The 24011-nt window shown below is 58.8% G+C and carries 22 protein-coding genes; 14 read left to right on the plus strand and 8 right to left on the minus strand.

Translation table 11 applies throughout. The annotated features are described in order from the left end of the window. The first annotated feature begins 48 nt into the window (after positions 1–48). From KYE_RS17365 to KYE_RS17375, 3 genes are read left to right on the plus strand one after another with little or no spacing between them, the layout of a single operon-like run. Positions 49–3567 (plus strand): indolepyruvate ferredoxin oxidoreductase family protein, encoded by a 3519-nt coding sequence (locus tag KYE_RS17365; protein WP_008176023.1) that lies wholly within the window; start codon positions 49–51, stop codon positions 3565–3567. Continuing rightward, entirely contained in the window at positions 3560–4747 is a 1188-nt protein-coding gene (locus KYE_RS17370; RefSeq protein ID WP_008176025.1) for an aromatic amino acid transaminase, read from the plus strand. The genes KYE_RS17365 and KYE_RS17370 overlap by 8 nt, the downstream gene beginning before the upstream one ends. A 56-nt stretch (positions 4748–4803) precedes the next feature. Continuing rightward, positions 4804–6186 (plus strand): sodium-dependent transporter, encoded by a 1383-nt coding sequence (locus KYE_RS17375; RefSeq protein WP_008176028.1) that lies wholly within the window; start codon positions 4804–4806, stop codon positions 6184–6186. Between the two features lie 49 nt (positions 6187–6235). Here KYE_RS17375 and KYE_RS17380 read toward each other — a convergent pair whose 3' ends face one another. Next, positions 6236–7078: a DUF6544 family protein gene (locus KYE_RS17380; protein WP_008176030.1), complete on the minus strand. Its 843-nt coding sequence runs from the start codon at positions 7076–7078 to the stop codon at positions 6236–6238. Positions 7079–7184: 106 nt separating this feature from the next. Between KYE_RS17380 and KYE_RS17385 the strand changes: the two genes are divergently transcribed. Further along, positions 7185–8039 (plus strand): PA4780 family RIO1-like protein kinase, encoded by an 855-nt coding sequence (locus KYE_RS17385; RefSeq protein ID WP_008176032.1) that lies wholly within the window; start codon positions 7185–7187, stop codon positions 8037–8039. An 18-nt stretch (positions 8040–8057) separates the two neighbouring features. Here the strand turns inward: KYE_RS17385 and KYE_RS17390 are convergent, their stop codons facing one another. The 4 genes from KYE_RS17390 to KYE_RS17405 all read right to left on the minus strand — a co-directional run bounded on the left by KYE_RS17390 (position 8058) and on the right by KYE_RS17405 (position 10859). Further along, positions 8058–8528 (minus strand): MaoC family dehydratase, encoded by a 471-nt coding sequence (locus KYE_RS17390; protein WP_008176034.1) that lies wholly within the window; start codon positions 8526–8528, stop codon positions 8058–8060. 27 nt (positions 8529–8555) lie between these two features. Continuing rightward, positions 8556–9011 carry a CopD family protein gene (locus KYE_RS17395; RefSeq protein WP_008176036.1) on the minus strand — a complete coding sequence of 152 codons (456 nt, stop codon included), beginning with the start codon at positions 9009–9011 and terminating at the stop codon, positions 8556–8558. 21 nt (positions 9012–9032) lie between these two features. Beyond that, complete coding sequence (locus tag KYE_RS17400; protein WP_008176038.1) at positions 9033–10094, minus strand: GGDEF domain-containing protein; 1062 nt, start codon at positions 10092–10094, stop codon at positions 9033–9035. A 93-nt stretch (positions 10095–10187) separates the two neighbouring features. Next, entirely contained in the window at positions 10188–10859 is a 672-nt protein-coding gene (locus KYE_RS17405) for an SDR family oxidoreductase (protein WP_008176040.1), read from the minus strand. A 146-nt stretch (positions 10860–11005) separates the two neighbouring features. Between KYE_RS17405 and KYE_RS17410 the strand changes: the two genes are divergently transcribed. The 3 genes from KYE_RS17410 to KYE_RS17415 all read left to right on the plus strand — a co-directional run bounded on the left by KYE_RS17410 (position 11006) and on the right by KYE_RS17415 (position 14214). Next, a complete protein-coding gene (locus KYE_RS17410) occupies positions 11006–11824 on the plus strand; it encodes a zinc-dependent peptidase (protein WP_008176043.1) in 819 nt (272 codons plus the stop codon). 68 nt (positions 11825–11892) lie between these two features. Next, positions 11893–12069, plus strand: coding sequence for a DUF2897 family protein (locus KYE_RS21265; protein WP_008176045.1), 177 nt, complete (start codon positions 11893–11895; stop codon positions 12067–12069). 126 nt (positions 12070–12195) lie between these two features. Then, positions 12196–14214 (plus strand): oleate hydratase, encoded by a 2019-nt coding sequence (locus KYE_RS17415; RefSeq protein WP_008176047.1) that lies wholly within the window; start codon positions 12196–12198, stop codon positions 14212–14214. 8 nt (positions 14215–14222) lie between these two features. Here KYE_RS17415 and KYE_RS17420 read toward each other — a convergent pair whose 3' ends face one another. Beyond that, positions 14223–14735, minus strand: coding sequence for a copper chaperone PCu(A)C (locus KYE_RS17420; RefSeq protein WP_008176049.1), 513 nt, complete (start codon positions 14733–14735; stop codon positions 14223–14225). Positions 14736–14995: 260 nt separating this feature from the next. On the opposite strand from KYE_RS17420, the gene KYE_RS17425 reads away from it, so the two are divergent. Next, positions 14996–15715, plus strand: a complete 720-nt coding sequence (locus KYE_RS17425) for a tellurite resistance TerB family protein (RefSeq protein ID WP_008176052.1) — start codon at positions 14996–14998, stop codon at positions 15713–15715. A gap of 3 nt (positions 15716–15718) precedes the next feature. On the opposite strand, the gene KYE_RS17430 is transcribed toward KYE_RS17425, so the two are convergent. Both KYE_RS17430 and KYE_RS17435 read right to left on the minus strand, forming a co-directional pair. Then, positions 15719–16057: a zinc ribbon domain-containing protein YjdM gene (locus tag KYE_RS17430; protein ID WP_008176055.1), complete on the minus strand. Its 339-nt coding sequence runs from the start codon at positions 16055–16057 to the stop codon at positions 15719–15721. Positions 16058–16097: 40 nt separating this feature from the next. Next, entirely contained in the window at positions 16098–16670 is a 573-nt protein-coding gene (locus tag KYE_RS17435) for a histidine phosphatase family protein (protein ID WP_008176057.1), read from the minus strand. A gap of 283 nt (positions 16671–16953) precedes the next feature. On the opposite strand from KYE_RS17435, the gene KYE_RS17440 reads away from it, so the two are divergent. From KYE_RS17440 to KYE_RS17465, 6 genes are all read left to right on the plus strand, one after another. After that, positions 16954–17406, plus strand: coding sequence for a YaiI/YqxD family protein (locus KYE_RS17440; RefSeq protein ID WP_008176059.1), 453 nt, complete (start codon positions 16954–16956; stop codon positions 17404–17406). A gap of 102 nt (positions 17407–17508) precedes the next feature. Continuing rightward, the gene (locus tag KYE_RS17445; protein ID WP_008176062.1) at positions 17509–19311 is read left to right on the plus strand and encodes an ABC transporter ATP-binding protein; all 1803 of its coding nucleotides are present in this window, start codon (positions 17509–17511) and stop codon (positions 19309–19311) included. Between the two features lie 68 nt (positions 19312–19379). Then, a complete protein-coding gene (locus KYE_RS17450; protein WP_008176064.1) occupies positions 19380–20153 on the plus strand; it encodes an ABC transporter ATP-binding protein in 774 nt (257 codons plus the stop codon). Continuing rightward, positions 20143–21078, plus strand: a complete 936-nt coding sequence (locus tag KYE_RS17455) for an ABC transporter substrate-binding protein (RefSeq protein WP_008176067.1) — start codon at positions 20143–20145, stop codon at positions 21076–21078. The genes KYE_RS17450 and KYE_RS17455 overlap by 11 nt, the downstream gene beginning before the upstream one ends. After that, the gene (fhuB, locus tag KYE_RS17460; protein ID WP_008176070.1) at positions 21068–23098 is read left to right on the plus strand and encodes a Fe(3+)-hydroxamate ABC transporter permease FhuB; all 2031 of its coding nucleotides are present in this window, start codon (positions 21068–21070) and stop codon (positions 23096–23098) included. Before KYE_RS17455 ends, fhuB begins: the two co-directional genes overlap by 11 nt. Next, positions 23085–23903 (plus strand): (2Fe-2S)-binding protein, encoded by an 819-nt coding sequence (locus KYE_RS17465; protein ID WP_008176072.1) that lies wholly within the window; start codon positions 23085–23087, stop codon positions 23901–23903. The genes fhuB and KYE_RS17465 overlap by 14 nt, the downstream gene beginning before the upstream one ends. Positions 23904–24011: the final 108 nt, after the last annotated feature.

The raw sequence follows: 24011 nt of genomic DNA on the forward strand, positions 1-24011 counted from the left end.
ACTTCCCTCTAGAATTTTGGTCATAAAATCGACAAAAAGGAGGGCGCCATGTCCGCCGATACCCCACAACTCGACGATTACAAACTCGAAGACCGCTACCTGCGGGAATCCGGTCGGGTGTTCCTGACCGGCACACAGGCCCTGGTCCGAATTCCGTTGATGCAGGCTGCCCTGGATCGCAAGCAAGGCCTGAATACCGCCGGCCTGGTCAGTGGCTACCGTGGTTCCCCCCTAGGTGCGGTCGACCAGGCACTCTGGCAGGCGAAAGACCTGCTGGACGAGAACCGGATCGATTTTGTTCCCGCCATCAACGAGGATCTTGCCGCGACGATCATGCTGGGTACCCAGCAAGTAGAAACCGATGAAGACTGTCAGGTAGAGGGCGTATTCGGCCTCTGGTATGGCAAGGGCCCGGGCGTGGACCGAGCCGGCGACGCCCTGAAACATGGCACCACTTACGGATCCTCCCCCCATGGCGGTGTGCTGGTGGTAGCGGGCGACGACCATGGCTGCGTGTCATCGTCCATGCCCCACCAGTCCGATGTGGCATTCATGAGCTTCTTCATGCCCACCATCAACCCGGCCAACATCGCGGAATACCTGGAATTCGGTCTCTGGGGTTATGCCCTTTCCCGCTACAGTGGCTGCTGGGTCGGCTTCAAGGCCATATCGGAAACCGTGGAAAGCGCGGCTTCTGTGGAAATTCCGCCAACACCGGATTTTGTCACTCCGGACGATTTCACCGCGCCGGAAAGCGGCCTGCATTACCGCTGGCCGGACCTGCCGGGGCCGCAACTGGAAACCCGTATCGAGCACAAGCTCGCGGCTGTTCAGGCCTTTGCCCGGGCTAACCGCATTGACCGGTGCCTGTTCGAAAACAAGGAAGCCCGCTTTGGTATTGTCACCACCGGCAAGGGTCACCTGGATCTGCTTGAAGCCCTGGACCTGTTGGGCATCGATGAAGACCAGGCCCGGGACATGGGGCTGGATATCTACAAGGTGGGCATGGTCTGGCCCCTGGAGCGTCGCGGCATCCTGGACTTCGTTCACGGCAAGGAAGAAGTGCTGGTGATCGAGGAAAAGCGCGGCATTATCGAGAGCCAGATCAAGGAGTATATGTCCGAGCCGGACCGTCCTGGCGAGGTTCTGATTACCGGCAAACAGGATGAGCTGGGCCGACCGCTCATCCCCTATGTCGGCGAGTTGAGCCCGAAACTGGTTGCCGGCTTCCTGGCGGCCCGTCTTGGTCGCTTCTTCGAGGTGGACTTCAGTGAGCGTATGGCTGAAATCAGTGCCATGACCACGGCTCAGGATCCGGGTGGCGTCAAGCGTATGCCCTATTTCTGCTCTGGCTGCCCCCACAACACCTCCACCAAGGTCCCTGAGGGCAGCAAGGCCCTGGCCGGCATTGGCTGCCACTTCATGGCGTCCTGGATGGGCCGGAACACGGAATCCCTCATCCAGATGGGTGGCGAAGGGGTCAACTGGATTGGCAAGAGCCGCTATACCGGCAACCCACACGTGTTCCAGAACCTGGGTGAAGGCACCTATTTCCACTCCGGTTCCATGGCTATCCGTCAGGCGGTGGCTGCCGGCATCAACATTACCTACAAGATCCTGTTCAACGACGCCGTGGCCATGACCGGCGGTCAGCCGGTGGACGGCCAGATCACCGTCGACAGGATTGCCCAGCAAATGGCCGCAGAAGGGGTGAATCGGGTTGTTGTGCTCAGTGATGAGCCCGAGAAATACGATGGCCATCATGACCTGTTCCCCAAGGATGTCACCTTCCACGATCGGTCCGAGCTCGACCAGGTGCAGCGCGAATTGCGTGACATCCCTGGTTGTACCGTGCTGATCTACGACCAGACCTGTGCCGCCGAGAAGCGCCGCCGGCGCAAGCGCAAGCAGTTCCCGGATCCGGCAAAGCGGGCCTTTATCAACCACCATGTCTGCGAAGGCTGTGGCGACTGCTCGGTGCAGTCCAACTGTCTCTCGGTGGTGCCGCGCAAGACCGAACTGGGCCGCAAGCGCAAGATTGACCAGTCCTCGTGCAACAAGGACTTCTCCTGCGTTAACGGTTTCTGTCCCAGCTTCGTGACCATTGAAGGCGGTCAGTTGCGCAAATCCCGGGGCGTTGACACCGGCTCCGTACTCACCCGCAAGCTGGCTGACATTCCAGCTCCCAAATTGCCGGAAATGACCGGCTCCTACGATCTGCTCGTGGGCGGTGTTGGCGGTACGGGCGTGGTAACTGTCGGCCAGCTGATCACCATGGCAGCCCATCTGGAGTCGCGCGGTGCCTCGGTACTGGATTTCATGGGCTTCGCCCAAAAAGGCGGCACGGTGCTGAGCTACGTTCGTATGGCACCGTCTCCGGACAAGCTCCATCAGGTACGGATCAGCAATGGCCAGGCCGATGCGGTCATCGCCTGTGATCTGGTGGTGGCGTCTTCCCAGAAGGCCCTGAGCGTTCTCCGGCCCAACCACACCCGGATTGTCGCCAACGAAGCGGAACTGCCTACCGCAGATTACGTACTCTACCGCGACGCCGACATGAAGGCCGACAAGCGCCTTGGCCTGCTGAAGAACGCAGTTGGCGAAGATCATTTCGATCAGCTTGACGCCAACGGCATCGCCGAGAAACTGATGGGCGACACCGTTTTCTCCAACGTGATGATGCTCGGCTTTGCCTGGCAGAAGGGCCTGCTGCCGCTCTCAGAAGCGGCACTGATGAAGGCGATTGAGCTCAATGGCGTGGCCATCGACCGGAACAAGGAAGCCTTCGGCTGGGGCCGACTGGCGGCCGTGGAACCCAGCGCAGTCACGGATCTGCTGGACGACAACAACGCCCAGGTTGTGGAGGTCAAACCCGAGCCAACCCTGGACGAACTGATCAACATTCGCCACAAGCATTTGGTCAACTATCAGAACCAGCGTTGGGCTGACCAATACCGTGACACTGTTGCCGGAGTCCGCAAGGCCGAGGAAGCCCTCGGCGAAACCAATCTTCTGCTGACCCGTGCAGTGGCACAGCAGCTGTATCGGTTCATGGCCTACAAGGACGAGTACGAAGTGGCCCGGCTGTTTGCTGAAACCGACTTTATGAAAGAGGTTAATGAAACCTTCGAGGGAGACTTCAAGGTTCACTTCCACCTGGCCCCACCCCTGCTTAGCGGCGAGACCGATGCTCAGGGTCGCCCGAAAAAGCGTCGGTTTGGCCCCTGGATGTTCCGGGCCTTCCGACTGCTGGCCAGGCTTCGCGGCCTGCGTGGAACCGCGGTGGACCCATTCAGCTACTCCGCAGACCGCAAGCTGGACCGCGCCTTGCTGAAGGACTACCAGAACCTGGTTGCGCGAATCGGCCGTGAACTCAACGCCAGCAACTACGAGACCTTCCTGCAGCTTGCCGAGCTGCCCGCTGATGTCCGGGGCTACGGCCCGGTCAGGGAACAGGCGGCAGAGAGCATCCGTGAAAAGCAGACACAGTTGACCAAGGCGCTGGACACCGGTCGCCCGACCCTGATCCGAACCCAACAGGCCGACGAGGAGGCAAACCATGTTTGAAACACTCCAGCCCCTGCCTCAGGATCCGATCCTGCAGCTGATGCAGACCTTCCGTGAGGACAATCGTCCGGACAAGGTGGATCTGGGCATTGGTGTCTACAAGGACGATGCCGGCAATACGCCCATCATGGCCGCCGTGCATGAAGCCGAGCGTCGCCTTCTTGAGGGCGAAACCACCAAGAGCTACGTGGGCCCTGCCGGTTCCACCGGCTTCAACAGCGCCATGGCGGAGCTGATCCTGGGCAGCAACAGCCCACTGGTCCGCGACGGTCGCGTATCGGTCATCCAGACACCGGGCGGCTGCGGCGCCCTGCGTATGGCGGCCGAGTTTCTGCGTCTGTGCAAAGCCGATACAAAAGTCTGGGTCAGCACGCCCACCTGGGCCAACCACTTGCCGTTGCTCGGTGGCGCCGGCCTGACTATTCGCGAATATCCGTACCTCAATCCAGAGACCCTGCAGGTAGACTTCGGCGCCATGCTGGAAACCCTGGAACGGGCGGATGCGGGCGACGTGGTGTTGCTGCACGGGTGCTGCCACAACCCCTCGGGCGCGGACCTGAGCCTGGCCCAGTGGCAGGAAGTGACCAGCCTGATCCAGCGCAAAGGCCTACTGCCCTTCGTGGACATGGCCTATCAGGGCCTTGGCGAAGGCCTGGACGCGGATGCAGCTGGTCTGAGGCACCTGGCCAGTGCGGTACCTGAAATGCTGATCGCAGGCTCGTGCTCCAAGAACTTTGGCCTCTACCGGGAGCGCACCGGCGCCCTCGCCCTGGTTTCGGAAACCGCAACCGTGAATGCCGCCGCCACAAGCCAGCTGCTGAGCGTCATCCGGTCGCATTACTCAATGCCACCGGCCCACGGCGCCTCAATAGTGGAGACCATCCTTGGCGATGACGACCTGCGAGCCCAGTGGCAACAGGAGCTAAACGGTATGTGTGAGCGCATCCTGCATCTGCGCCACGCTTTTGCCGGCGCGCTTTCATCGTTCGGCGACTTCGAATTCATCGCCCGTCAGCGAGGCATGTTCTCGTTCCTCGGAATCAGTCCGGAGCAGGTGGGCCGGTTACGGAAGGAACACGGCATCTACATGCTGGAAAGCAGCCGCGTAAACGTTGCCGGTTTGAACGACCACGTCTTGCCACAAGTCGCTTCCGCCCTGCGCGAGGTGCTCGGCAAGTAAATACTTTTTCGACAACAACCAATCAATCCGACAAAAACAATTAGCCGGAGAGAAGAATGAGTGAGAGTACCCAACCACACCAGCAGGCCAATAACCTCTGGTCCTCACGGATGGCCTTTATCCTGGCTGCGGCTGGTTCAGCCGTTGGCCTCGGGAACATCTGGAAGTTTCCGTACATTACTGGCGAGAACGGCGGCGGCGCCTTCGTTCTGATCTACCTGGCCTGTATCTTCCTGATCGGCGTGCCGGTACTGATTGCCGAAACCATGATTGGTCGCCGGGGTGGTCAGAGCCCTGTGGCCACCATGCGCACCCTGACCAGAACCGAAGGCACTGCGAGGGGCTGGAGAGCCATCGGCTGGAACGGCGTGATCGCCTCATTCCTGGTGTTGTCTTTCTACGCCGTGATTGGCGGCTGGGCGCTGGTCTATATCGGCAAAGCCGCAACCGGCCTGTTTACCGGCGCGGACGCCGAAGCCATTGGCGGCCAGTTCGGCGGGCTGTTGGCCAATCCCTGGGAACTGTTGATGTGGCACACCGTGTTCATGGCCATCGTTGTGTTTATCGTTGGTCGGGGTATTCGTTCCGGGCTTGAGAAAGCCGTGAACATGCTGATGCCACTGCTGTTCGTACTGCTGATTGCGATGGTGATCTATGCCATGAACAGTGGCAGCTTCGGCCGGGCCGTAAGCTTCATGTTCTCGCCGGACTTCAGCAAGCTGACAACGGCCGGCGTTCTGACCGCCCTGGGGCACGCCGCCTTCACCCTGAGTATCGGCATTGGCGTACTCATGGCGTACGGCTCCTATCTGCCCAAGAACGTCAACATTGCCAGAACCGCCATGACCATCGGGATTCTGGACACCAGCGTTGCACTGCTGGCAGGCCTCGCCATCTTTCCGCTGGTATTTGCCAACGGCCTGGAACCAGGCGCGGGCCCTGGCCTGATCTTCGTAACCCTGCCACTGGCGTTTGGCCAGATGAGCGGTGGCGCCCTGTTCGGCACCATTTTCTTTGCGTTGCTGCTGGTAGCGGCCATCACCTCGGCCATATCCATGCTGGAACCGGTGGTGGAATGGCTGGAGGAACACAAAGGCGTCAGCCGGGCGAAAAGCGCACTTGGTGGTGGTCTGGCGATCTGGTTTATCGGCATCGGTACCGTGTTGTCGTTCAACGTCTGGGACAGCGTGCACCCGCTCGGTTTTATCCCGTTCTTCGAAGACAAGACAGTGTTCGATCTGCTCGACTTCCTGGTCTCCAACCTGATGATGCCCCTGGGCGGACTGGCCATTGCGCTGTTTGCCGGCTGGGCGATGAAGCGTGAGGGACTGGCTGCCGATATCGGTCTGCAGGGCGGCAGCTACAAGGCGTTCATGTTCGTACTGCGGTACTTGACGCCGGCTGGTATCGCCGTGGTGTTCCTTTACAATCTGGTGTAACCGCCACTATCCCCCAGAAAGCCCGGCCTTGTGCGCCGGGCTTTTTGCGTCAGTCGGCCTGTGGAAATTCTACGTTGGTCACTTCGGCAATGAAAAACGGAAAATAATCGTCCGCGGCAAAGAAATTCCCGGCTTCCACGCGGGTCGGCAAGATAAAGCCCTCGAACTCCCGAAACTCTGACAGGTCGCCGCCAAAAGGCTGCAGACGATGGACCTTTTCCGGATTCGCATTGCTCCAGCGGTCGAAACTCACCTGAAGCGGCTGGCCGTCTTCGGCCACGACAACATCCACCGTCTGCTCCATACCCTCGTGGCGGACAATTACCCGCGCTGTATTTACATCCACAAGCTGCCACGCAACCCCTTGGCCTGGGAGCAGTGCCGCCGGCGTCCAGAACACCGCCTCCGCCACATACCGGCCGAATGCCGAACGGGTGTGATCCGGGTCGCCGCCCATCCGGGCCACCGGCAACAATCCCATCAGCCAGAACCGCGTCCACTGTTCGGTGTCTGAGCCGGAAACCCGCAGGGCGCCGCGGCTGGCGCTCATTTTCCAGATAAAGCCTTCGGGCATGGCCAGCATCTGAGTGGCCTGCATATCCATGTAGTCGGGCGATTCCCGATTGCCCATGCCGAATTTTCCGGTCATGGATATCCGGGCAACCGTATAAAGCGGAGTTCCGGGCTGAATGGTGTACCGGAAATACCGCCGGGCGGGCTCCGGCAGCCCCTCGAGGAGAGAAAGATCAAAACGCTGCGGTGAAGCCGGCTGCAGAGCCGCCAACCTCGCCATGGCGGCTTGGTCCGCATTGTGGTCAGCCTGTCGCCAGAACCACAGAGCGACGGTGGCGGCAACCACCAGAATCAACAGGATCAGGAAAACGATTTTCATGTAAGCTATGCTCCGTAGCAGTCATTGTCCCTGCCCTGCCTGCATCCAGTCTTGTTCCAGATCAATGAACGTGGCTGGCCGACTCACTGTCCGTCTGAAAGGTTTTATGAAAGTACCGAAGAGATTACAACCACTTGTCGATGACGGCATGGTGGACGAAGTGCTCTACCAGCTTATGAGCGGCAAGGAAGCGCAGGTTTATGTGGTGCGCTGTGGCGACCAGACACGTTGCGCCAAGGTCTTCAAGGAAGCCTCCAAGCGAAGCTTCAAGCAGGCTGTGGAATACCAGGAAGGCCGAAAGGTCCGGAACAGCCGACGGGCCAGGGCCATGAGCAAGAAAACCAAATATGGCCAGAAGGAACAGGAAGATGCCTGGCTCAATGCCGAAGTGGATGCCCTCTACCGGCTTGCCGCTGCGGGTGTCCGGGTTCCCGAACCCCTAGGCTTTGTGGACGGTGTACTGCTGATGGAACTGGTGGCGGACGAAGATGGCAAGGCCGCTCCCAGGCTGGATGATGTCATTCTTTCCCCGGAACAGGCCCGTGACTTCCACGGCCAGGTAATCCGCGAGGTTGTCCGCATGCTGAGTGCCGGTCTGATCCATGGGGACCTTTCGGAATTCAACGTTCTGGCCGATGCCAACGGACCGGTCATTATTGATCTGCCCCAGGCGGTCAACGCCTCCGGCAATAACAACGCCGAACGCATGCTCGAGCGCGACGTCGACAATATGCGCCGCTATTTTGGCCGATTCGCGCCGGAACTGCTGAACACCGATTATGGCAAGGAGATCTGGGCACTCTACGAGTCGGGCGACCTGCACCCGGACAGCAAACTCACCGGCTGCTTCCAGCACGATGATACCGCTGCCAACGTCGACGAACTGATGGAGATCATCGATGCGGCAAAAGAGGAAGAATGGGAGCGGCAGGAACGAATGAGGGACGCCGAGGAGGACTGACGCACTGGCCGGCGCTGATCAGCTGGCAGGCGTCGTTTTTTGTTCGCTGACCATTGCCGACAACACCTCTTGTTCCCTGGGCCCGGGCAGAACACCCGTTAACCAGGCTTCGATGACCGGCTCACCGTGCTGATTCGAGAGTATCGCTTCAGCCCGGGCCCGGTTACGTTCATCCACCTCGGTGATGGTGAACACACAGGTGATGGTATCGCCAAAATACACCGGCCGGCGGAAGCGAAAATTCATGCCGGACGCCAGCCAGCCTATCTGCCCGCCTACTTCCGTGATCATTCCACCAACCAGCAGGCCATGGCAGATCTTGCCCTGCAGGTTCTTGGCTTGCGCGAACTCGTCGCTGTAGTGCACCGGGTTCTGATCGCGGCTGATCTCGCCAAAGGACAGGGTCTCATCCTCGGTGAACGTTCGCGCCAGGGTAAAGGAATCCCCCGCTTTCAGGCCGGCAATGGCTCTTTTGCGAATATCAGACATGGTATCGATCCCCGATCGCCCAGCCGGTTACAGGTACCGACCGCCCGACCCTATGGCGACTACAATCAGGCCGAGGATCAGATTGATACCGACGAGCCGGCGAATCTTGCCTACCTGAACACCGCCAGCCTGCGGATCCTTGGCTGCAACCGCCTGCTTGAGCCGCCGGAAGGGCGCAAAGTAAACATGGAAGTAGAGCAGCATCATGACCAGGCCGAGCGCCTGCATGGCATGAATATGCCAGCCAGCACCCGCCATACCGCCAAACACACTGAAAATCATCCAGTAACCGGTGACCAGTAGCAACACAACTGAGAGCCAAACCCAGCGAAAGAACCGTTCAAGCGTCCTGGACCAGAGAACGCCCCGCTGGGAGGCCTCCACCACCTCAACCACCGCCGGACGCATCGCCATGTAAGCGAAGAACATACCGCCAACCCAAATAACCGCAGACAGAACGTGCAGTGCAATCGCAAGACCCATCAAAACTACCCCTTTATCTCGTCAAATGGTTTCCAGCTCGACCCTATTCCGGCCGCCGGTTTTACCCCGGTAAAGCGCTTCATCAGCCCGGCTGACAGCCGCACTCAGGTCTTCGCCAGCCCGCAGTTCGCTCACACCGATACTGATCGTAACATCGGCATCACCGCCAGTAATCGCGCTCCAGTCCCTTGCCAAAAACGCATTTCGTATCCGCTCCGCGCTTGCCTGCGCTTTGCCGGAATCCGTATCAGGGAGAATGGCCAGGAACTCCTCTCCGCCCCATCTACCGATCAAGTCCTGAGCCCGCAGCTCCTCACGAATCACATCGGCAACAAAACCCAACACCCGGTCGCCGGTTTCGTGGCCATAGGCGTCGTTGATTGATTTGAAATGATCGACATCCAGCAGGAGAAAGCCAACCGGGTGACCGCTACGGCTGAACCGGGCCAATTCTTTTTCAGCCAGATAGGTCATGTGCCGGCGATTGAAAAGCCCGGTTAGTGAATCCGTTGTTGCCATTTCCCGGAGCTTGCGCTGGGCTGTGACCACCATTCTCAGGTAATAGGAAGACAGGTAACTGAACATGGCGAAGACCACGCTCAGGTTAAACAGATGGACGATATGCAGAGCCGTTTGATGAATCGGCTGTAACGGCTCGATGTACCACATCAGGACATCAAGGGCGGTGTAGTAACCCCACAGGGCCAACAACGCATAGATGGCCCATTTCCGTGATGCGGACACACAAATCGCCGGTATGAACATCAACAGGTAATAATGGAAACCGCTCTCCCATCCAATCAGAACGATGCCAAGGCCGGCATGGCCAAGCACTTCGGCCCAGATGAGCACGACCGCAATCCTGTTCCTGTGGTGTTTGAGTGCGTAATAGGCCCCGGCGTACATGGCCACGCTGACCACATTAACCCACGCCAGAATCGGCGACCCCAAGGCATGGAAAAGAAAGAAAAAGATGACATCCACAGTTCCGGCAATCTGGGCACACCGCATGGCCAGACGCCAGAACTGGGGCCTGCGATCCCGCTCAGGCTCATAATTCATTGGAGTAGTCGCACTTTTCATTGACCGCAGGATTCCTTTTTTAGGTAACAAGAATACTCGTTAAATCGGAATTCTGCCTCTCTCCAATGCAAACAAATGAAAATGATTTCAGGGTTACCACGGCAACTCTTCGCCGTTGCTATGCCAGAACGACCCGGTATTCTCCAGAGTCAGGCCATCAATTCGTTCTGCCAGTCCTTTTGCCGATTCCTCCGGAGTGATCAACCCGCCAAAATTCACCATGCGGGTTTGGACATAGCCGGGATGCAGCTGTGCCACGGCGATACCCTGGGGCTTGAGATCCATCGCCAGGGACTTGCCAAAGGCATTGAGCGCTGCCTTGGACGCACGGTACCCATAGCGGCCGCCGGAGTCATTATCAGCAATAGAGCCCATCCGGCTGGTGATGTTAGCGATTTTTCCGCCAGAGGGAATTTTTTCGAACAGGGCTTCAGCAACTCTCAGCGGGGCATAGGCATTGATCTCCATCTGGGTGCGGATGGAATCGAAATCGATACTGCCCAACTTTTCGTCCTGCAGCAGACCGGCATTGTTGATCAACAGATCGATGCGCTCGCCCTCAAGACCAGCCACGAGCTTGGCCACGCCCGCATCAGTCGTCACGTCTACGCTCTCGATAATCCGCTTGGCAACCTCTTCCAGCTCCGGCGAGGCCTCCCGACACACACCGATCACCGAACAGCCACGGCCCGCATACAGCCGGGCAAGCTCCAGACCAATGCCACGGTTTGCACCGGTAATCACTACAACGGAATTCTCTGACATATCAGCCTCCTCGACGATGGGTAAAGTTCATGCAGCTTCACATCCCCTGCTATCAAGAACAACCAGCAATACGGAACCTGCCTGCTTGCAGATGCCATTTTTCTGTAAGATAAGGGGTAATTCAATCAACGGTCGCTGGGAGCAGCATGTCGGCAGCACTTGTTTTCGCAGTCTTTGCAGTGACCCTGATCGCGGCCACCGTTTTCTACCTCTTCTTTTACCGCACCTGGCGAAGAGAACGGGAACTGAGAGTCCCCTTTCCAGACCTCTGGAGACGACACCTTGAGTCCAGCGTGCCCCTTTACCGAAAACTTTCCGAGCCGCTGAAGCAGGCACTGGAGCAGCGGGTGCAACTGTTTCTTTCCGAGAAAGAATTTTATGGCTGTGACGGCTTTGACGTGGATGACGCCGTGCGGGTCACTATCGCCGGGCATGCCTGTGTGCTGATTCTTGCCCGCCCGTATTCGGATTTTGATGAGGTAAGCAGCATTCTGGTCTATCCCGATGCCTACCATGTCAGAGACATTGAAAGCGACGGAATGGTTGTCAGCGAGAGTAATGAAATCCGGGCCGGCGAGGCTTCTAGCCGGGGCCAGGTGGTGCTGGCCTGGAAAGAATGTGAAGAGGCGGCCATGAACCCGAACAGCAGTCACAACGTGATGCTTCATGAGTTTGCTCACCAGCTGGATTATCTCGACGGCACCGCGGACGGGGCGCCGCCCCTGGGCGGAGAACAGGCCAGGCACTGGCAAAGTTCAATGACCACGGCCTATGAGGATCTCAGGCATTCTCTGCAGCACCACCATAAACCGTGGCTTGATCCCTACGGCGCAACCGAACCGGCGGAATTTTTTGCCGTGCTGACTGAGGCGTTTTTCCAGCAGCCCGGTCACCTCAAGCACGAGCAACCAGAGGTCTACAAAGCCCTGCAGGGCTATTACAGGCTCGATCCGATGAATCTATGAGTAGCGGTTGTGGTAAGCAGTTGTCTGGTCCACTATTAAGGAAAGTCACCATCCAGGGAGACAGGTTTATGCCACTCATCGGCTGGGTATTCCTTTTACTCGCTATTGCTCTGGTAGTTGGCAGCCTTCTGATGCTGCGGGACAGTGCGAACAAATTCCCGATCTCCGATGAAAAGATGCGGAAGATACAGGCGCGGAAAGCCGAAGTCGAAGCAGAGGAGAGCGCAGAAGACAGGGAATCGTAACGATCTGCTCATGCCTCCCCGTGAATTTTTGGTGACGATTCAGGCCCCGTTGATGTGTGTCACCCTGAGTTTCTGCCCGCCCCGCATACTGTATGGACAGTTATCCTCAGGAAAGGAGATCCCTGAATGGCCAGATCCAGTCTCACCAGAAAGCTCGGCTCAAAACTCTCACCTCACATTGAAGCCCTGGGAAAGCAGAACGTCGATGTGACGCCCGACGCCTCATCGAGGCACCTGCACAACGGGGTCGACACCCCCCTGCCACCGGCAGACCTGCACGGCAGCTATACCAACAACCGGCCGCTTCCCACAGAGGGTGTTGCGGAGCGCCGGGCGTGGATTATCGGTGGCGGCATTGCGGGCCTGTCTGCTGCCTTTTTTCTCATTCGCGACGGCCACATGCCTGCGGGCAACATCACCTTTCTCGAGGAGCAGGACATAGAGGGTGGTTCGCTGGATGGCGCCGGTAACGCCGAGGACGGATATATCGTCCGTGGAGGTCGTGAAATGGAGATGACCTACCAGAACTTCTGGGATGTTTTCTCGGAAATACCCGCGCTCGAACTGCCTGCCCCGTTCACCGTGCTTGATGAGTACCGCATCGTGAACGATGCCGACAAGAACTGGTCAAAAGCCAGGCTCCTGGAAAACCAGGGACAGATCAAAGACTTCTCGACCATGGATCTTACCAGGCGCCAGCAGCTTGAGATCATCAGGCTGCTATTGGCCCGGAAAGAGGATCTGGACGACATCACGGTTGAGCAATGGTTCAGTGAGGGTTTTCTCGGCACTAATTTCTACACTTTTTGGCGCACCATGTTTGCGTTTCAGAACTGGCACTCGGTGCTTGAAATGAAGCTCTACATGCATCGTTTCCTGCATCTGATGGACGGACTGAACGACATGACGTCACTGGTGTTCCCGAAATATAACCAGTACGACAGCTTCGTCAGGCCGCTCATGAACTGGCTCAAAGACCAGGGTGTGAATATCGAGTACGACATGATCGTGACGGATCTGGATATGGAGAGCGGGGATGGCACCAGAACCGTCAAGACAATCCAGTGCCACGGTGCAGACGGGGACAAGACCTTCAATGTCGGCGCACGTGATCTGGTGTTCGTCACAACCGGATCCATGACCGAGGATACCGCCTACGGCGACGACAACAATGCCCCGAGGTTGAAAGATAATGACAAGGCCGGCCAGGGGTCAGGCTGGCAACTCTGGAGGAATCTGGCCGAAAAATCCGAGGTCTTCGGCCGGCCAGACAAATTCTGCGGAGACATACCCCGCTCAACCTGGGAATCAGTGACGCTTACCTGCAAACCCTCACCTTTGATGGAAAAGCTCAAAGAGCTGTCGGTTAATGACCCTTATTCCGGATTCACGGCTACTGGCGGAATTGTCACCTTTACAGATTCCGCCTGGCTGATGAGCTTTACCTGCAACCGCCAGCCACACTTCCCCGACCAGCCCGACGACGTGATTGTGTTGTGGACCTATGCTTTGTTGATGGATAAACCCGGCGACTACGTCAACAAGACGATGCCCGAGTGTACCGGCAAAGAAGTGTTGATTGAGTTGTGCTACCACCTGGGTCTGAAGGACCACATCGACGAAATACTGGCTGCCACAAAAACCCGCATCGCGCTGATGCCTTACATCACGTCTCAGTTCATGCCGAGGGCCAAAGGTGACCGTCCTCAGGTAGTCCCTGAAGGCTGCACCAATCTTGCCTGCATCGGGCAGTTCGTGGAGACTCATAACGACGTTGTGTTCACACTGGAAAGCTCGGTGCGGACCGCCCGTATTGGGGCCTACAGCCTTCTGGGCATCAAAAAGCAGGTGCCCGATATCTATCCGGGACAATACGACATGCGGCGTTTGCTGCGGGCAACCAGAACCCTTAACAGCAACGACGCGTTTCTGGGTGAGGGTATTCTACGCCGACTGTTGGGCGGTACTTACTTTGAAAATATTCTGCCACTTGGCCCTGATGAAGCCCCGGCCGATCTGCACAAATCCGGGCTGTTCGAAAACCAGTTACAGGCTATCCGCCAACTGGTGGAAGAAAACCACACCCTCGACGATGCCAAAGGGTGGGTTCAGGGCGTCCTTGACAAACTTCGCGGACGAAACTGAGTCGACGCTCAGTGGCCGCTGTGATCCATGGAATGACCAGAATGATTCTCCTTCTGGTCATTCATCATGGTTTGCCCGTCCAGCGGCGCAACATTCAGTTCAACTTGCATATCTTCCGCGCCATCAAAACTCAGGGTCAGCGGAATGCTCTCACCCTCGCGCAACGGGCTTTTTAGTTTTTCCAGCATCAGGTGAAAGCTGTGGGGCTTCAACTCCACGGTACTACCCCCTGGTATGACAAGCCCGCCCTTGACCGGCGCCATGCGCATCACACCATCGTGCATGCTGGTCTCGTGAATCGATACGCGGCCTGCCCTGGGGGTTGCGGCACCAACTAAGGTGATATCACTGCTGCCGCTGTTGGAGATATTCAGGTACCCCACTCCCATGGGAGTGCCAGGCGGTGTGGGTCGGCTCCAGGGATGATCGACCTTGAGCGGTCCATGACTGTAATCATGGGCAATTGCTGTCGGGGCAATAAGGGCCAATGCCAGCACACATATGCTCAGGCAGAACTTCATGTCGAGTGTTCCTTGTCGGTGGTGTATGGATAGAGGATAAGAAGACGCCCCCATGGATCCAAGTTTTTCAGTGCGACGAATGGTCGCAGATGAAGCTGCGGAGCCCCGGCTCAAGTCCCCTTATAGGCAAAAACAGTCATCAATGGAACTAAATGCTCCCAAATGTGACAACAGGGTAACACCGGCCCGATGAGCCCAGGCACCGGGCGGCGTAAACGAGTTTTGATCCGTAATGGCTAATCCGAGAGAGGCGCTGGCAAATGAACGTGATGTCTGTACTGAACCAGGTAATGAAACAGGCCCAGGGCGGTCAGTCCCAGGGCGGAGGCATGGATGTCAACAAAATGGTGAACAGCCTTGGCAGCCAATTCAAGGGCGGCCAGGGTTCCGGTTCAGGCATCGACGTGAAAAGCCTGCTGGGCGGCGGAGCCCTGGGTATGATGCTGGGATCAAAACGGGGCCGGAAGATGGGCGGCAAGGCCCTGAAATACGGCGCCCTTGCCGGCGTGGGTGTGTTGGCGTGGAAAGCGTACCAGAACTACCAGACCAACAATCAGGCCTCCTCCCAGCCAGCACTGGCACAACAGGGCCAGCCACTGGAGCAACTGCAAGGACAGGAACAGGAACAAAGGGGGCTGGAAATACTCCAGGCCATGATCATGGCGGCCCGTGCCGACGGCCACATCGACGCCAACGAGCGCGCCCTTCTCACCCAGGAGATCGAAAAACTGGGGCCGGACGACGAACTCCACGCCTGGATCCAACAGCAATTCGACGCTCCGCTGGATGCATCTGCCCTGGCCCGCAATGCCGACTCGCCACAGGCAAGCCGGGAAATCTACATCGTCAGCGCAGTCATGATTGATGACCAGAACCCCATGGAACGAGCATGGCTGGATCAACTGGCCAGCGCCCTGCAACTCGACCCGGGTCTTGCGAGGGAACTGGAACAACAGATCCAGAGTGCAACAACGGGGTAAAAGTCAGGCTTTCTTGACGAACTCGGACTTCAGTTTCATGGCACCAATACCGTCGATCTTGCAGTCGATATCGTGGTCGCCTTCAACCAGGCGGATACTCTTCACCTTGGTGCCGACTTTAACCACGGAACTGGAGCCCTTGACCTTCAGATCCTTGATAACAGTCACCGAATCACCATCCTGAAGCTCATTGCCGTTGGCGTCGCGAACCACCTTCGCGGCGTCAGCTGCCGCAGCCTCCGCCTCAGACCACTCATGCCCGCACTCTGGGCATACCAGTTGAACGCCGTCCTCATAGGTGTATTCAGAACTGCACTGGGGGCATGGCGGAAGCTGCGACATTATCATTTCCTGTTAATTGAATGGGCGCAGGATTATACCATCAACGCCCGGGCGACACCCTCGCCAGAACCGTCGGATCTTCCGAAAGAGGCAGGGCGATAATCGCGCCCTCGTTCGACGAAGGGAAAATCCCGGTCAGGCCCGTAATGTTCACCTGATGCGACACCATGATCACCGGTGCCCCGTCCTCCAACTCATTCACCAGAGCAATCGTCTGCCGCGTCTGCGCCGGACCATCGCCACGGTTGCGAAAGAAAGAATTCAGCGACGGCCACTCCGTTACCTTCCCCATGTCCATCCCGGTTGCGGTATCCATACAGCGACACCACTGACTGCTGAACACCCGCGCTTCGGTAATACCATGGTCCGCCAGAAACGGCTTCCACGCCCGAGCCTGCTCCCGGCCGGTATCGTTCAAATTTCGCTGAGTGCTGCAATCGTTAATATCAAAGTTACCCGGGTCCCCGGTCCCCGGCGCCAATGCATGGCGCAGCATCAGAACAGCCCGTCCGTCTCGCAGGGCGTCCCAGGCTTCTTCGTTGTTATCGGCAGCGGAAACGCTGAAACACAGAGCCACCGACAGAAAAACGGTTAGAAGAAATCGACCACGCATAGTTGCTACCTCCCGAAAAGATCCAAGCTCGTTGTAGGATTCGCGGACAAACTGACCATGCCCGATCGAGGCATTGGGAGCCCCCTTCCAAAAATGTTGAAGGCCAGGGATGGCCTGAAACAAGCGCACATGGACGTGCTCGTAGCGGTTTTTGGAAGGGGGCTCTCAATGCCTCCAGCACCAAGTTCCAAGGCTACTGAAGAGATACGCGGACAACATCTATCAGGCTCATATCAACAAAAGGTAGACTCTCGAGAGAACCAAGCAAACAAAAGGAACCACCATGCCAATCTGGGTCGACGCCGACGCCTGCCCCGTCCCAATCCGGGAAATCATCTGCCGCGCCGCCACCCGCTGGCAAATCGACACCACCTTCATCGCCAACCACACCATCACCCTGCCCCCGAGCCCTTACATCAAGCGCCGACAGGTCCCACAGGGCTTCGATGTGGCCGACAACGAAATCATGGACCAGATGCACAAAGGCGACCTGGTCATCACCCAGGACATCCCCCTGGCCGCCGAAGCCATTGAAAAAGGCGCCGACGTCTTCAACCCCCGCGGCCAGGCTTTCACCAAAGAAAATATTCGCCAGCGCCTTGCCATGCGCAACTTCATGGAAGAAATGCGTAACGCCGGCCAGGTGACCGGAGGGCCCGCCCCATTCAGCCAGACCGACCGCAAGGAATTCGCCGACAAGCTTGACCGCTGGTTGCAAAGAAACGCACGCAGGTGATAATGATTCTATTTTAAAACCGAAGCAGATCCGCTACCCTTCCCGCCTTACTGTTTGCAGGCTAACCATAGGCCTGCCTGATTCACGGGAGAGAAGCGGAGTATGTCCTCACACAGCCACAAAACCACCAGCAGTTTTGCTGCCCTCGCCCGCCTGCTCAGATACGCCCGGGGATATCGCCGGCAGATCATCACCGCCACCACCTGCTCCATCATCAATAAACTGTTCGATATTGCCCCGGAAATCCTGATAGGCGTTGCCATTGATGTGGTCGTCAACCAGGAAGAGAGCTTTGTGGCTGGCCTGGGTTTTGAAACCGCCCAGGAACAGATCACCATACTGGCCGTACTCACCTTCTTTATCTGGGCCGGTGAATCCCTGTTTGAGTACCTGTTCCAGATTCTCTGGCGCAACCTGGCCCAGCGGCTGCAGTCGGACCTGCGACAGGATGCCTACGAACATGCCCAGCGCCTGGACATGAGCTTCTTCGAGGCCCGCAGTTCGGGGCAACTGGTGGCCACCATGAACGATGACGTGAACCAGCTCGAACGCTTCCTCGACGGCGGCGCCAACGCCATGATTCAGGTAGTGGTGACCGTGGTTGCCGTCGGCGCCGTATTCTTCGTGCTCTCGCCACTCATTGCCCTGCTGGCATTCACGCCCATTCCCCTCATTATCTGGGGCGCCTTCTACTTCCAGCGCAAAGCCGGGCCACTGTATGCCGATGTTCGTGAAAAAGTGGGTGACCTATCCAGCCGGCTGGCGAACAACCTGGGTGGCATCGCCACCATCAAGAGTTTTACCGCTGAACAGCGGGAGGCGAGGCGCCTCAAAGAGAGCAGCGAAGCCTACGTAGAGGCCAATCGCCGGGCCATCCGCATCAGCTCTGCGTTTATTCCGGTGATCCGGATGGCCATCCTCGCCGGCTTCCTGGCCACCTTCACAGTCGGCGGCATGATGGCTCTCGAGGGCAGCCTGAACGTGGGCGCATACGGCGTACTGGTGTTCCTGACCCAGCGCCTGCTCTGGCCTCTGACAGGGCTTGCCGAGGTCATTGACCTGTTTGAACGTGCCATGGCCAGCACCCGTCGGATTCTGGACCTGCTGGCCGAACCCGTGCACGTCCGTGACGAGGGAGGCAAGGCTCTCCAGGAACCGGTAAAAGGCGACGTTGAGCTGGAGAAAGTAAGCTTTCACTATCTCTCCAGCGGTGCCGGCATCCGGGATATCAGCCTGAGCGTGCCAGCCGGCAATACGCTTGCACTGGTTGGCGCTACCGGTTCCGGCAAATCGACTCTGATCAAGTTGCTGCTGCGGTTCTACGACCCCAGCCATGGCGAGATCCGAATCGATGGCCAGCCTATTCGGGATCTCAGCCTGCAATCTCTGCGTGGCGCGATCGGGCTGGTGAGTCAGGATGTCTATCTGTTCGAGGGCAGCATTCGGGAGAACCTGGCCTACGGAAATCCGGCTGCCAGCGACGCCGAGATCACCGACGCTGCGAAAACCGCGGAAGCCTGGTCCTTCATCGAAGCCCTCCCTGAAGGCCTGGACACACCGGTCGGTGAACGGGGCGTTCGTCTGTCCGGGGGACAGCGCCAGCGACTGTCCCTCGCCCGTGCACTGCTGAAAAATCCGCCGATCCTGGTGCTTGATGAAGCCACCAGCGCCGTGGACAACGAAACAGAAGCCGCCATCCAGCGGTCACTGAAGCGTATTGGCCATAACCGGACCGTGATCATGATTGCCCATCGACTCTCCACGATCGTTGATGCCGACTCCATTGCGGTGATTGAAGGCGGCAAAGTGCTGGAACAGGGAACCCACCGGGAGCTGCTGGACCAGGATGGCGCCTACGCCAACCAGTGGCGGGTACAGACCGGACAGATTCAGGCCGCCGTTTAACGCAATATATATTGATAGTGATTCGCATTTAAATTATCCTGCAGGCCCTCAGTATTCCGGGAGCCTGCATGCCTGTTTTTTTTGACGTTTCCAGTCTCAATGTCCGCATTGGCGACACCGCCATTCTTCAAAACCTGAACCTCGGATTCGTTGAGGGTGAGGTAACCGCCCTGCTCGGGCATAACGGCTCCGGCAAGTCCACCCTGCTCAAGGTGCTTGCCCGCCAGCTCGCACCGTCTTCTGGCGAAGTACAGCTTCTGGGCAAATCCTTCCGGAGCACAGGCGCCCGGGAGTTTGCCCGCAGCGTGGGCTATTTGCCCCAGCATCCACCGGGAACCGACGGTTTGACGGTCCGCGAGCTGGTTGCCCTGGGTCGCTACCCCTGGCGCGGGCCACTGGGCCGCTATAACGAAGAAGACCACCGACTGATTACCCAGGCCATTGAGGACACAGGGCTCGGACAGTTCCAGCATCGCTCTGTCGACACCCTCTCAGGTGGTGAACGCCAGCGTGCCTGGATTGCCATGCTGCTGGCCCAGCAGACCCAGTGCCTGCTTTTGGATGAACCCATATCGGCCCTGGATGTAAAACACCAGGTTGAAACTCTGCGCCTGGTCCATCGTCTCGCCGAACAGCGGGATCTTACGGTTGTCGTGGTGCTGCACGATGTGGATCTTGCGGCCCGGTTCTGCGACCGTCTGGTCGCCCTTAAATCCGGGCAGCTTGTCGCCGATGGCAGCCCCAGGGACATCATGGACTCCGGCATCCTGGAATCCATTTATGGCGTGCCCATGGGCGTAATGGAACGGGCGCCCGGACAGTGGGTGTCCTATGTTCACTAGGTCTGAACGCTTCTGGCGATACAGCGCGGCGCTGCTGTTGAGCCTGGTGCCGGTCCTTACCAGTGCCGCAAGCTGGCAGCACGAACAGGGGACCCTGACCCTCGATAAAACGCCGGAACGGGTGATTGCTCTGAACTGGGCCGCCACCGAGGCGCTGCTGTTACTGGGTGTCACGCCCATCGGCGTTGCCGATCGCGATGGCTATAACGCGTGGGTCAGGGAACCGGAACTTCCCGAAGGTGTGGCCAACGTCGGCACCCGGGTGGCACCGAGCCTGGAAGCTATTGCCGAGCTAAAACCGGATCTGATCGTCACCAGCTCCGAGATGGCTCCCGCAGCCAACCTGCTGGAGCGCATTGCGCCCACCTACGTTGTCAGCGTTTACAAACAAGGCTCCCGACCGTTCGAGAAGGCCAGCAGTATGCTTACCACTCTCGGTGCGATGCTGAACCGGGAAGAACGTGCAAAGTCTGTTCTCAACGACATCGACCAGACCCTGCAGGCTCAGCGCCATCGTCTGGAGAATTCCGGCCTCACGGACCGACCGGTGGCGCTGGTGAACTTTCTGGACGACCGCCACGTGCGCGTATACGCACCCAACGGCCTTTTCCAGAGGGCCCTGAACGCCCTTGGCCTTGAGAACGCCTGGCCCCACTCCGGGAATTACTGGGGGTTCTCGGTCGTCGGGCTTGAAGCTCTTGCGCCCTATCAGGACAGCCGGATCGTTGTCATTTCTCCGACCCTGCCCGGGTTGTCTGACACCCTGGCCAACAGCCCTTTCTGGACCTATCTGCCGCCGGTTCAGCGCGATCAGGTGTACCAGATTGATCCGGTCTGGCCGTTTGGCGGGGTCTTCCCGGTAAAGCGACTGGCAACGTTACTCGCTGATGGTCTGCTGGCCGGAGGTTCAGACAATGTACGCTGAATCTGCAAACAACCAGGTCAGTCGCCCATCCCTGCCCGCAAGGGTGCCGGTGGCTGCAGCACTGATCTGGTGTGGCGCGTTTCTCGCGAGCGCGGCGCCCTGGTTTGGCCAGCTCGACGTCGGCGCCCTCATCGCCGCCTTCTGGACGTTCGAAGCCAACAATTACGCGTCGGTACTGGCGCACTACAGCTGGGCACCCCGTGTCGCCATTGCCGTCCTCATTGGCTGTGGCCTTGGCCTCGCCGGCGCGGTTACCCAACAGATCCTTGGCAACCCCCTTGCCTCACCCACAACCCTGGGCGTGGAGGCCGGCGGCCAGTTCGGGATAACAGTCGCGACCATATTCTTTCCCGGGTTGCTCGCCTTCAGTCCGGACCTGGTGGCGGTTTCCGGCGGGTTACTGGCAATCGGACTGGTGATCGCGCTCACCTGGCGCCTGGGCTTTTCACCGGTCACCGTGATACTGGCCGGACTTGTGGTCACCTTTTTCCTGGGCGCCGTGAACATGGCGTTCCTGTTACTCAAGGGTGAATGGCTGGGGAACCTGTTTATCTGGGGCGCGGGCTCCCTGGTCCAGAATAACTGGCAGCCGTTCATGGAACTCTGGCCCCGGGTGCTGGTGCTGGGCGTGTTAATGATCCTGTTGATGCGCCCGCTGCAAGTCATGCAACTGGGGCAGACCTCCGCCCGGTCCCTCGGCGCCAAAGTCGGTCTGATTCGGGTGCTGGCGCTGTTTCTGGTGGTTCTGATGAGTGCCACGGTGGTCAGCCGGGTTGGTGTCGTGGCCTTTATCGGTCTTGCGGCACCGGTGCTGGCAAGGCTGCTGGGCGCCCGTACCCTGTCCGAGCGCCTGATCTGGAGCAGTCTCCTGGGCGCGGGTCTGCTGTTACTGGCGGATACCCTCGCCCACTGGGCATCCACCTGGGGCGACGGATCACTGGTTCCCACCGGCACAACCACCGCCCTGATCGGCGGACCGATTATTCTGCTGGCCCTGCAGGGTTTGAAGAACACCCATCATATGCCCGGGCAAGACGACAGCCCCGCCGGTTTCCTGCCCAAAAGACGTTCCACCCTTGTGATTGGCGGAGCCATAGCCGCCCTCCTTCTGAGCACCATTGGTATCTCCATGGGGTGGTCCCCGGGGCTGGACGAGTGGAGCTGGACTCCGATCGCCCAGTGGCACGAGGCGTGGGTCTGGCGCGGCCCCAGATTACTGGCAGCCATTCTTGCGGGCGTGGCCCTGGGCCTTGCAGGAACACTAATCCAGCGAATGACAGGCAACCCCATGGCCAGCCCGGAAATGCTCGGTATCAGCGGCGGCGCGGCGGTGGTTATGGTTTTGATCGTTCTGTTCGGTGCCGATATTGGCCGGGCAGGACAGCTTGGAGCGGCCACCCTGGGCGCCGCAGCTGCCCTCGGTTTGTTGATCATGCTGGCCCGAAAACACCGGTTTGCCGGCAACCAGCTCCTGCTCGGCGGGCTCGCTTTATACGTGTTCATGGACGCGGGCCTTCGCCTGGTCATGGCTTCCGGTGGCACGGTCGCCTCGCAGCTTCTCAACTGGATGTACGGTTCCACCTGGCTGGTCTCGGAAGCCGAGGCCCTGGGGCTTTTGGCGCTGATCGTGCTGATTTCGGCTGGCCTTCTGGCGATTATCCGACCCCTGAGCATTCTTCCCCTGGGTGAAACATCGGCCAATTCACTGGGCTTGCCGGTAACGAAAGTCCGTCTGCTGTTGCTTCTGTTGGCGGCGCTGCTGACCGCTGCGGCGACGGTGGTGATCGGTCCGCTGAGTTTTGTGGGCCTTATCGCACCCCACCTGGCCCGTGTTCTGGGCCAGCAGACCGTAGGGCGACAGCTGATCGTTGCTGCCCTTGCCGGAGGCTTGTTGCTGGGCGTTGCCGACTACCTGTCCAGAATTGTTGTTTACCCCAACCAGCTTCCGGCGGGGCTTCTGGCCGCCCTGGTCGGTGGCCTGTATTTCCTCTGGGGGCTGAGTCGCCATGGCAGAGCCTGACCGTAAGCCCGGGCTCGGCCAGTGGGCCCGGGAATACAGCCATCTTCTGAGCCAGTCAGGGCTGGACAGGGAATCGGTTATAAACGAGGCGCTGCAACCCTCTGTGGGTGCGTGTAGCGGCCTCTTTTCTCTGGCCCAGTGCCTTGAGCAACCGTCGCTACTGCTCGGCCAGGTTGCCATCGACTACCCAATCGCCGGGCCCCGGGCCGTGCGCGCGTTTGTTTCTGTGCTTCAGCAGGATCTGGCGCTCAACGTGATCGCGCCGCTGACCCTCAGGCTGTTCCGCGACGGCCACGCGCCTTTACCGGACGCCAAACGAATATTCCTGGCCCCGGCGCACGACCAGACACAAACGGTATCCCGATGGTTTCAGGTGCCGGGCGGGGAGCGGGTTGATGAAGAAACGTTTGTCCGGTCCGCAGGCGCTCTGACAGCTGGGTGGTACCCGGCCTTCCGGCAACAGCTGGGAGTCAGCCCTGGTGCCTACTGGAGCAGTATAGGGCTTGGATTGGGGGCACCGTTCTCAGCCGTGTGGAATCGGGCCGAACCGCAAGCGCTTTGCCAGTTGGCGCAAGGATGGCTGGAGCAGTTCCAGAACGATGCAAACCAGTTCATCGACTGGATTCCAGCGGTGTTCGGTGAGCAGACCACGGCAATCCCCCAACGAAAGGGGTGTTGCCTGAAATACCTGCTCCCGGAAGGCGGTTACTGCGGCACCTGTGGTGTGCATCGCAAGGAACGACTCGCCGCACTTACGCCCCAACAGCGGACGACAGCGCCAGGCCAATGGCAACCAGGCCGATAAGCACACCCGCCCCTGCCGCAAGCTTCAAACCTTCGATCATTTCCTGTTCGGGTGCCATTCCCTTTCCTCCCGTTTAAGGTAAACCCATTGGACTCCACTTTATTGCGA

The organism is Marinobacter manganoxydans MnI7-9, assembly GCF_000235625.1.
GTDB classification, from domain to species: Bacteria; Pseudomonadota; Gammaproteobacteria; order Pseudomonadales; family Oleiphilaceae; genus Marinobacter; species Marinobacter manganoxydans.

What these genes read in the sequence shown, in the direction of transcription:
- KYE_RS17395 (WP_008176036.1), bottom strand. Translation starts at nt 9,011, where the DNA reads ATGGGTCTTGCGATTGCACTGCACGTTCTGTCTGCGGTTATTTGGGTT.
- KYE_RS17430 (WP_008176055.1), bottom strand. Translation starts at nt 16,057, where the DNA reads ATGTCGCAGCTTCCGCCATGCCCCCAGTGCAGTTCTGAATACACCTAT.
- KYE_RS17455 (WP_008176067.1), top strand. Translation starts at nt 20,143, where the DNA reads ATGTTCACTAGGTCTGAACGCTTCTGGCGATACAGCGCGGCGCTGCTG.
- KYE_RS17410 (WP_008176043.1), top strand. Translation starts at nt 11,006, where the DNA reads ATGTCGGCAGCACTTGTTTTCGCAGTCTTTGCAGTGACCCTGATCGCG.
- KYE_RS17425 (WP_008176052.1), top strand. Translation starts at nt 14,996, where the DNA reads ATGAACGTGATGTCTGTACTGAACCAGGTAATGAAACAGGCCCAGGGC.
- KYE_RS17445 (WP_008176062.1), top strand. Translation starts at nt 17,509, where the DNA reads ATGTCCTCACACAGCCACAAAACCACCAGCAGTTTTGCTGCCCTCGCC.
- KYE_RS17415 (WP_008176047.1), top strand. Translation starts at nt 12,196, where the DNA reads ATGGCCAGATCCAGTCTCACCAGAAAGCTCGGCTCAAAACTCTCACCT.
- KYE_RS17465 (WP_008176072.1), top strand. Translation starts at nt 23,085, where the DNA reads ATGGCAGAGCCTGACCGTAAGCCCGGGCTCGGCCAGTGGGCCCGGGAA.
- KYE_RS17405 (WP_008176040.1), bottom strand. Translation starts at nt 10,859, where the DNA reads ATGTCAGAGAATTCCGTTGTAGTGATTACCGGTGCAAACCGTGGCATT.
- KYE_RS17420 (WP_008176049.1), bottom strand. Translation starts at nt 14,735, where the DNA reads ATGAAGTTCTGCCTGAGCATATGTGTGCTGGCATTGGCCCTTATTGCC.
- KYE_RS17375 (WP_008176028.1), top strand. Translation starts at nt 4,804, where the DNA reads ATGAGTGAGAGTACCCAACCACACCAGCAGGCCAATAACCTCTGGTCC.
- KYE_RS17370 (WP_008176025.1), top strand. Translation starts at nt 3,560, where the DNA reads ATGTTTGAAACACTCCAGCCCCTGCCTCAGGATCCGATCCTGCAGCTG.
- KYE_RS17435 (WP_008176057.1), bottom strand. Translation starts at nt 16,670, where the DNA reads ATGCGTGGTCGATTTCTTCTAACCGTTTTTCTGTCGGTGGCTCTGTGT.
- KYE_RS17450 (WP_008176064.1), top strand. Translation starts at nt 19,380, where the DNA reads ATGCCTGTTTTTTTTGACGTTTCCAGTCTCAATGTCCGCATTGGCGAC.
- KYE_RS17440 (WP_008176059.1), top strand. Translation starts at nt 16,954, where the DNA reads ATGCCAATCTGGGTCGACGCCGACGCCTGCCCCGTCCCAATCCGGGAA.
- KYE_RS17365 (WP_008176023.1), top strand. Translation starts at nt 49, where the DNA reads ATGTCCGCCGATACCCCACAACTCGACGATTACAAACTCGAAGACCGC.
- KYE_RS21265 (WP_008176045.1), top strand. Translation starts at nt 11,893, where the DNA reads ATGCCACTCATCGGCTGGGTATTCCTTTTACTCGCTATTGCTCTGGTA.
- KYE_RS17400 (WP_008176038.1), bottom strand. Translation starts at nt 10,094, where the DNA reads ATGAAAAGTGCGACTACTCCAATGAATTATGAGCCTGAGCGGGATCGC.
- KYE_RS17385 (WP_008176032.1), top strand. Translation starts at nt 7,185, where the DNA reads ATGAAAGTACCGAAGAGATTACAACCACTTGTCGATGACGGCATGGTG.
- KYE_RS17380 (WP_008176030.1), bottom strand. Translation starts at nt 7,078, where the DNA reads ATGAAAATCGTTTTCCTGATCCTGTTGATTCTGGTGGTTGCCGCCACC.
- KYE_RS17390 (WP_008176034.1), bottom strand. Translation starts at nt 8,528, where the DNA reads ATGTCTGATATTCGCAAAAGAGCCATTGCCGGCCTGAAAGCGGGGGAT.
- fhuB (WP_008176070.1), top strand. Translation starts at nt 21,068, where the DNA reads ATGTACGCTGAATCTGCAAACAACCAGGTCAGTCGCCCATCCCTGCCC.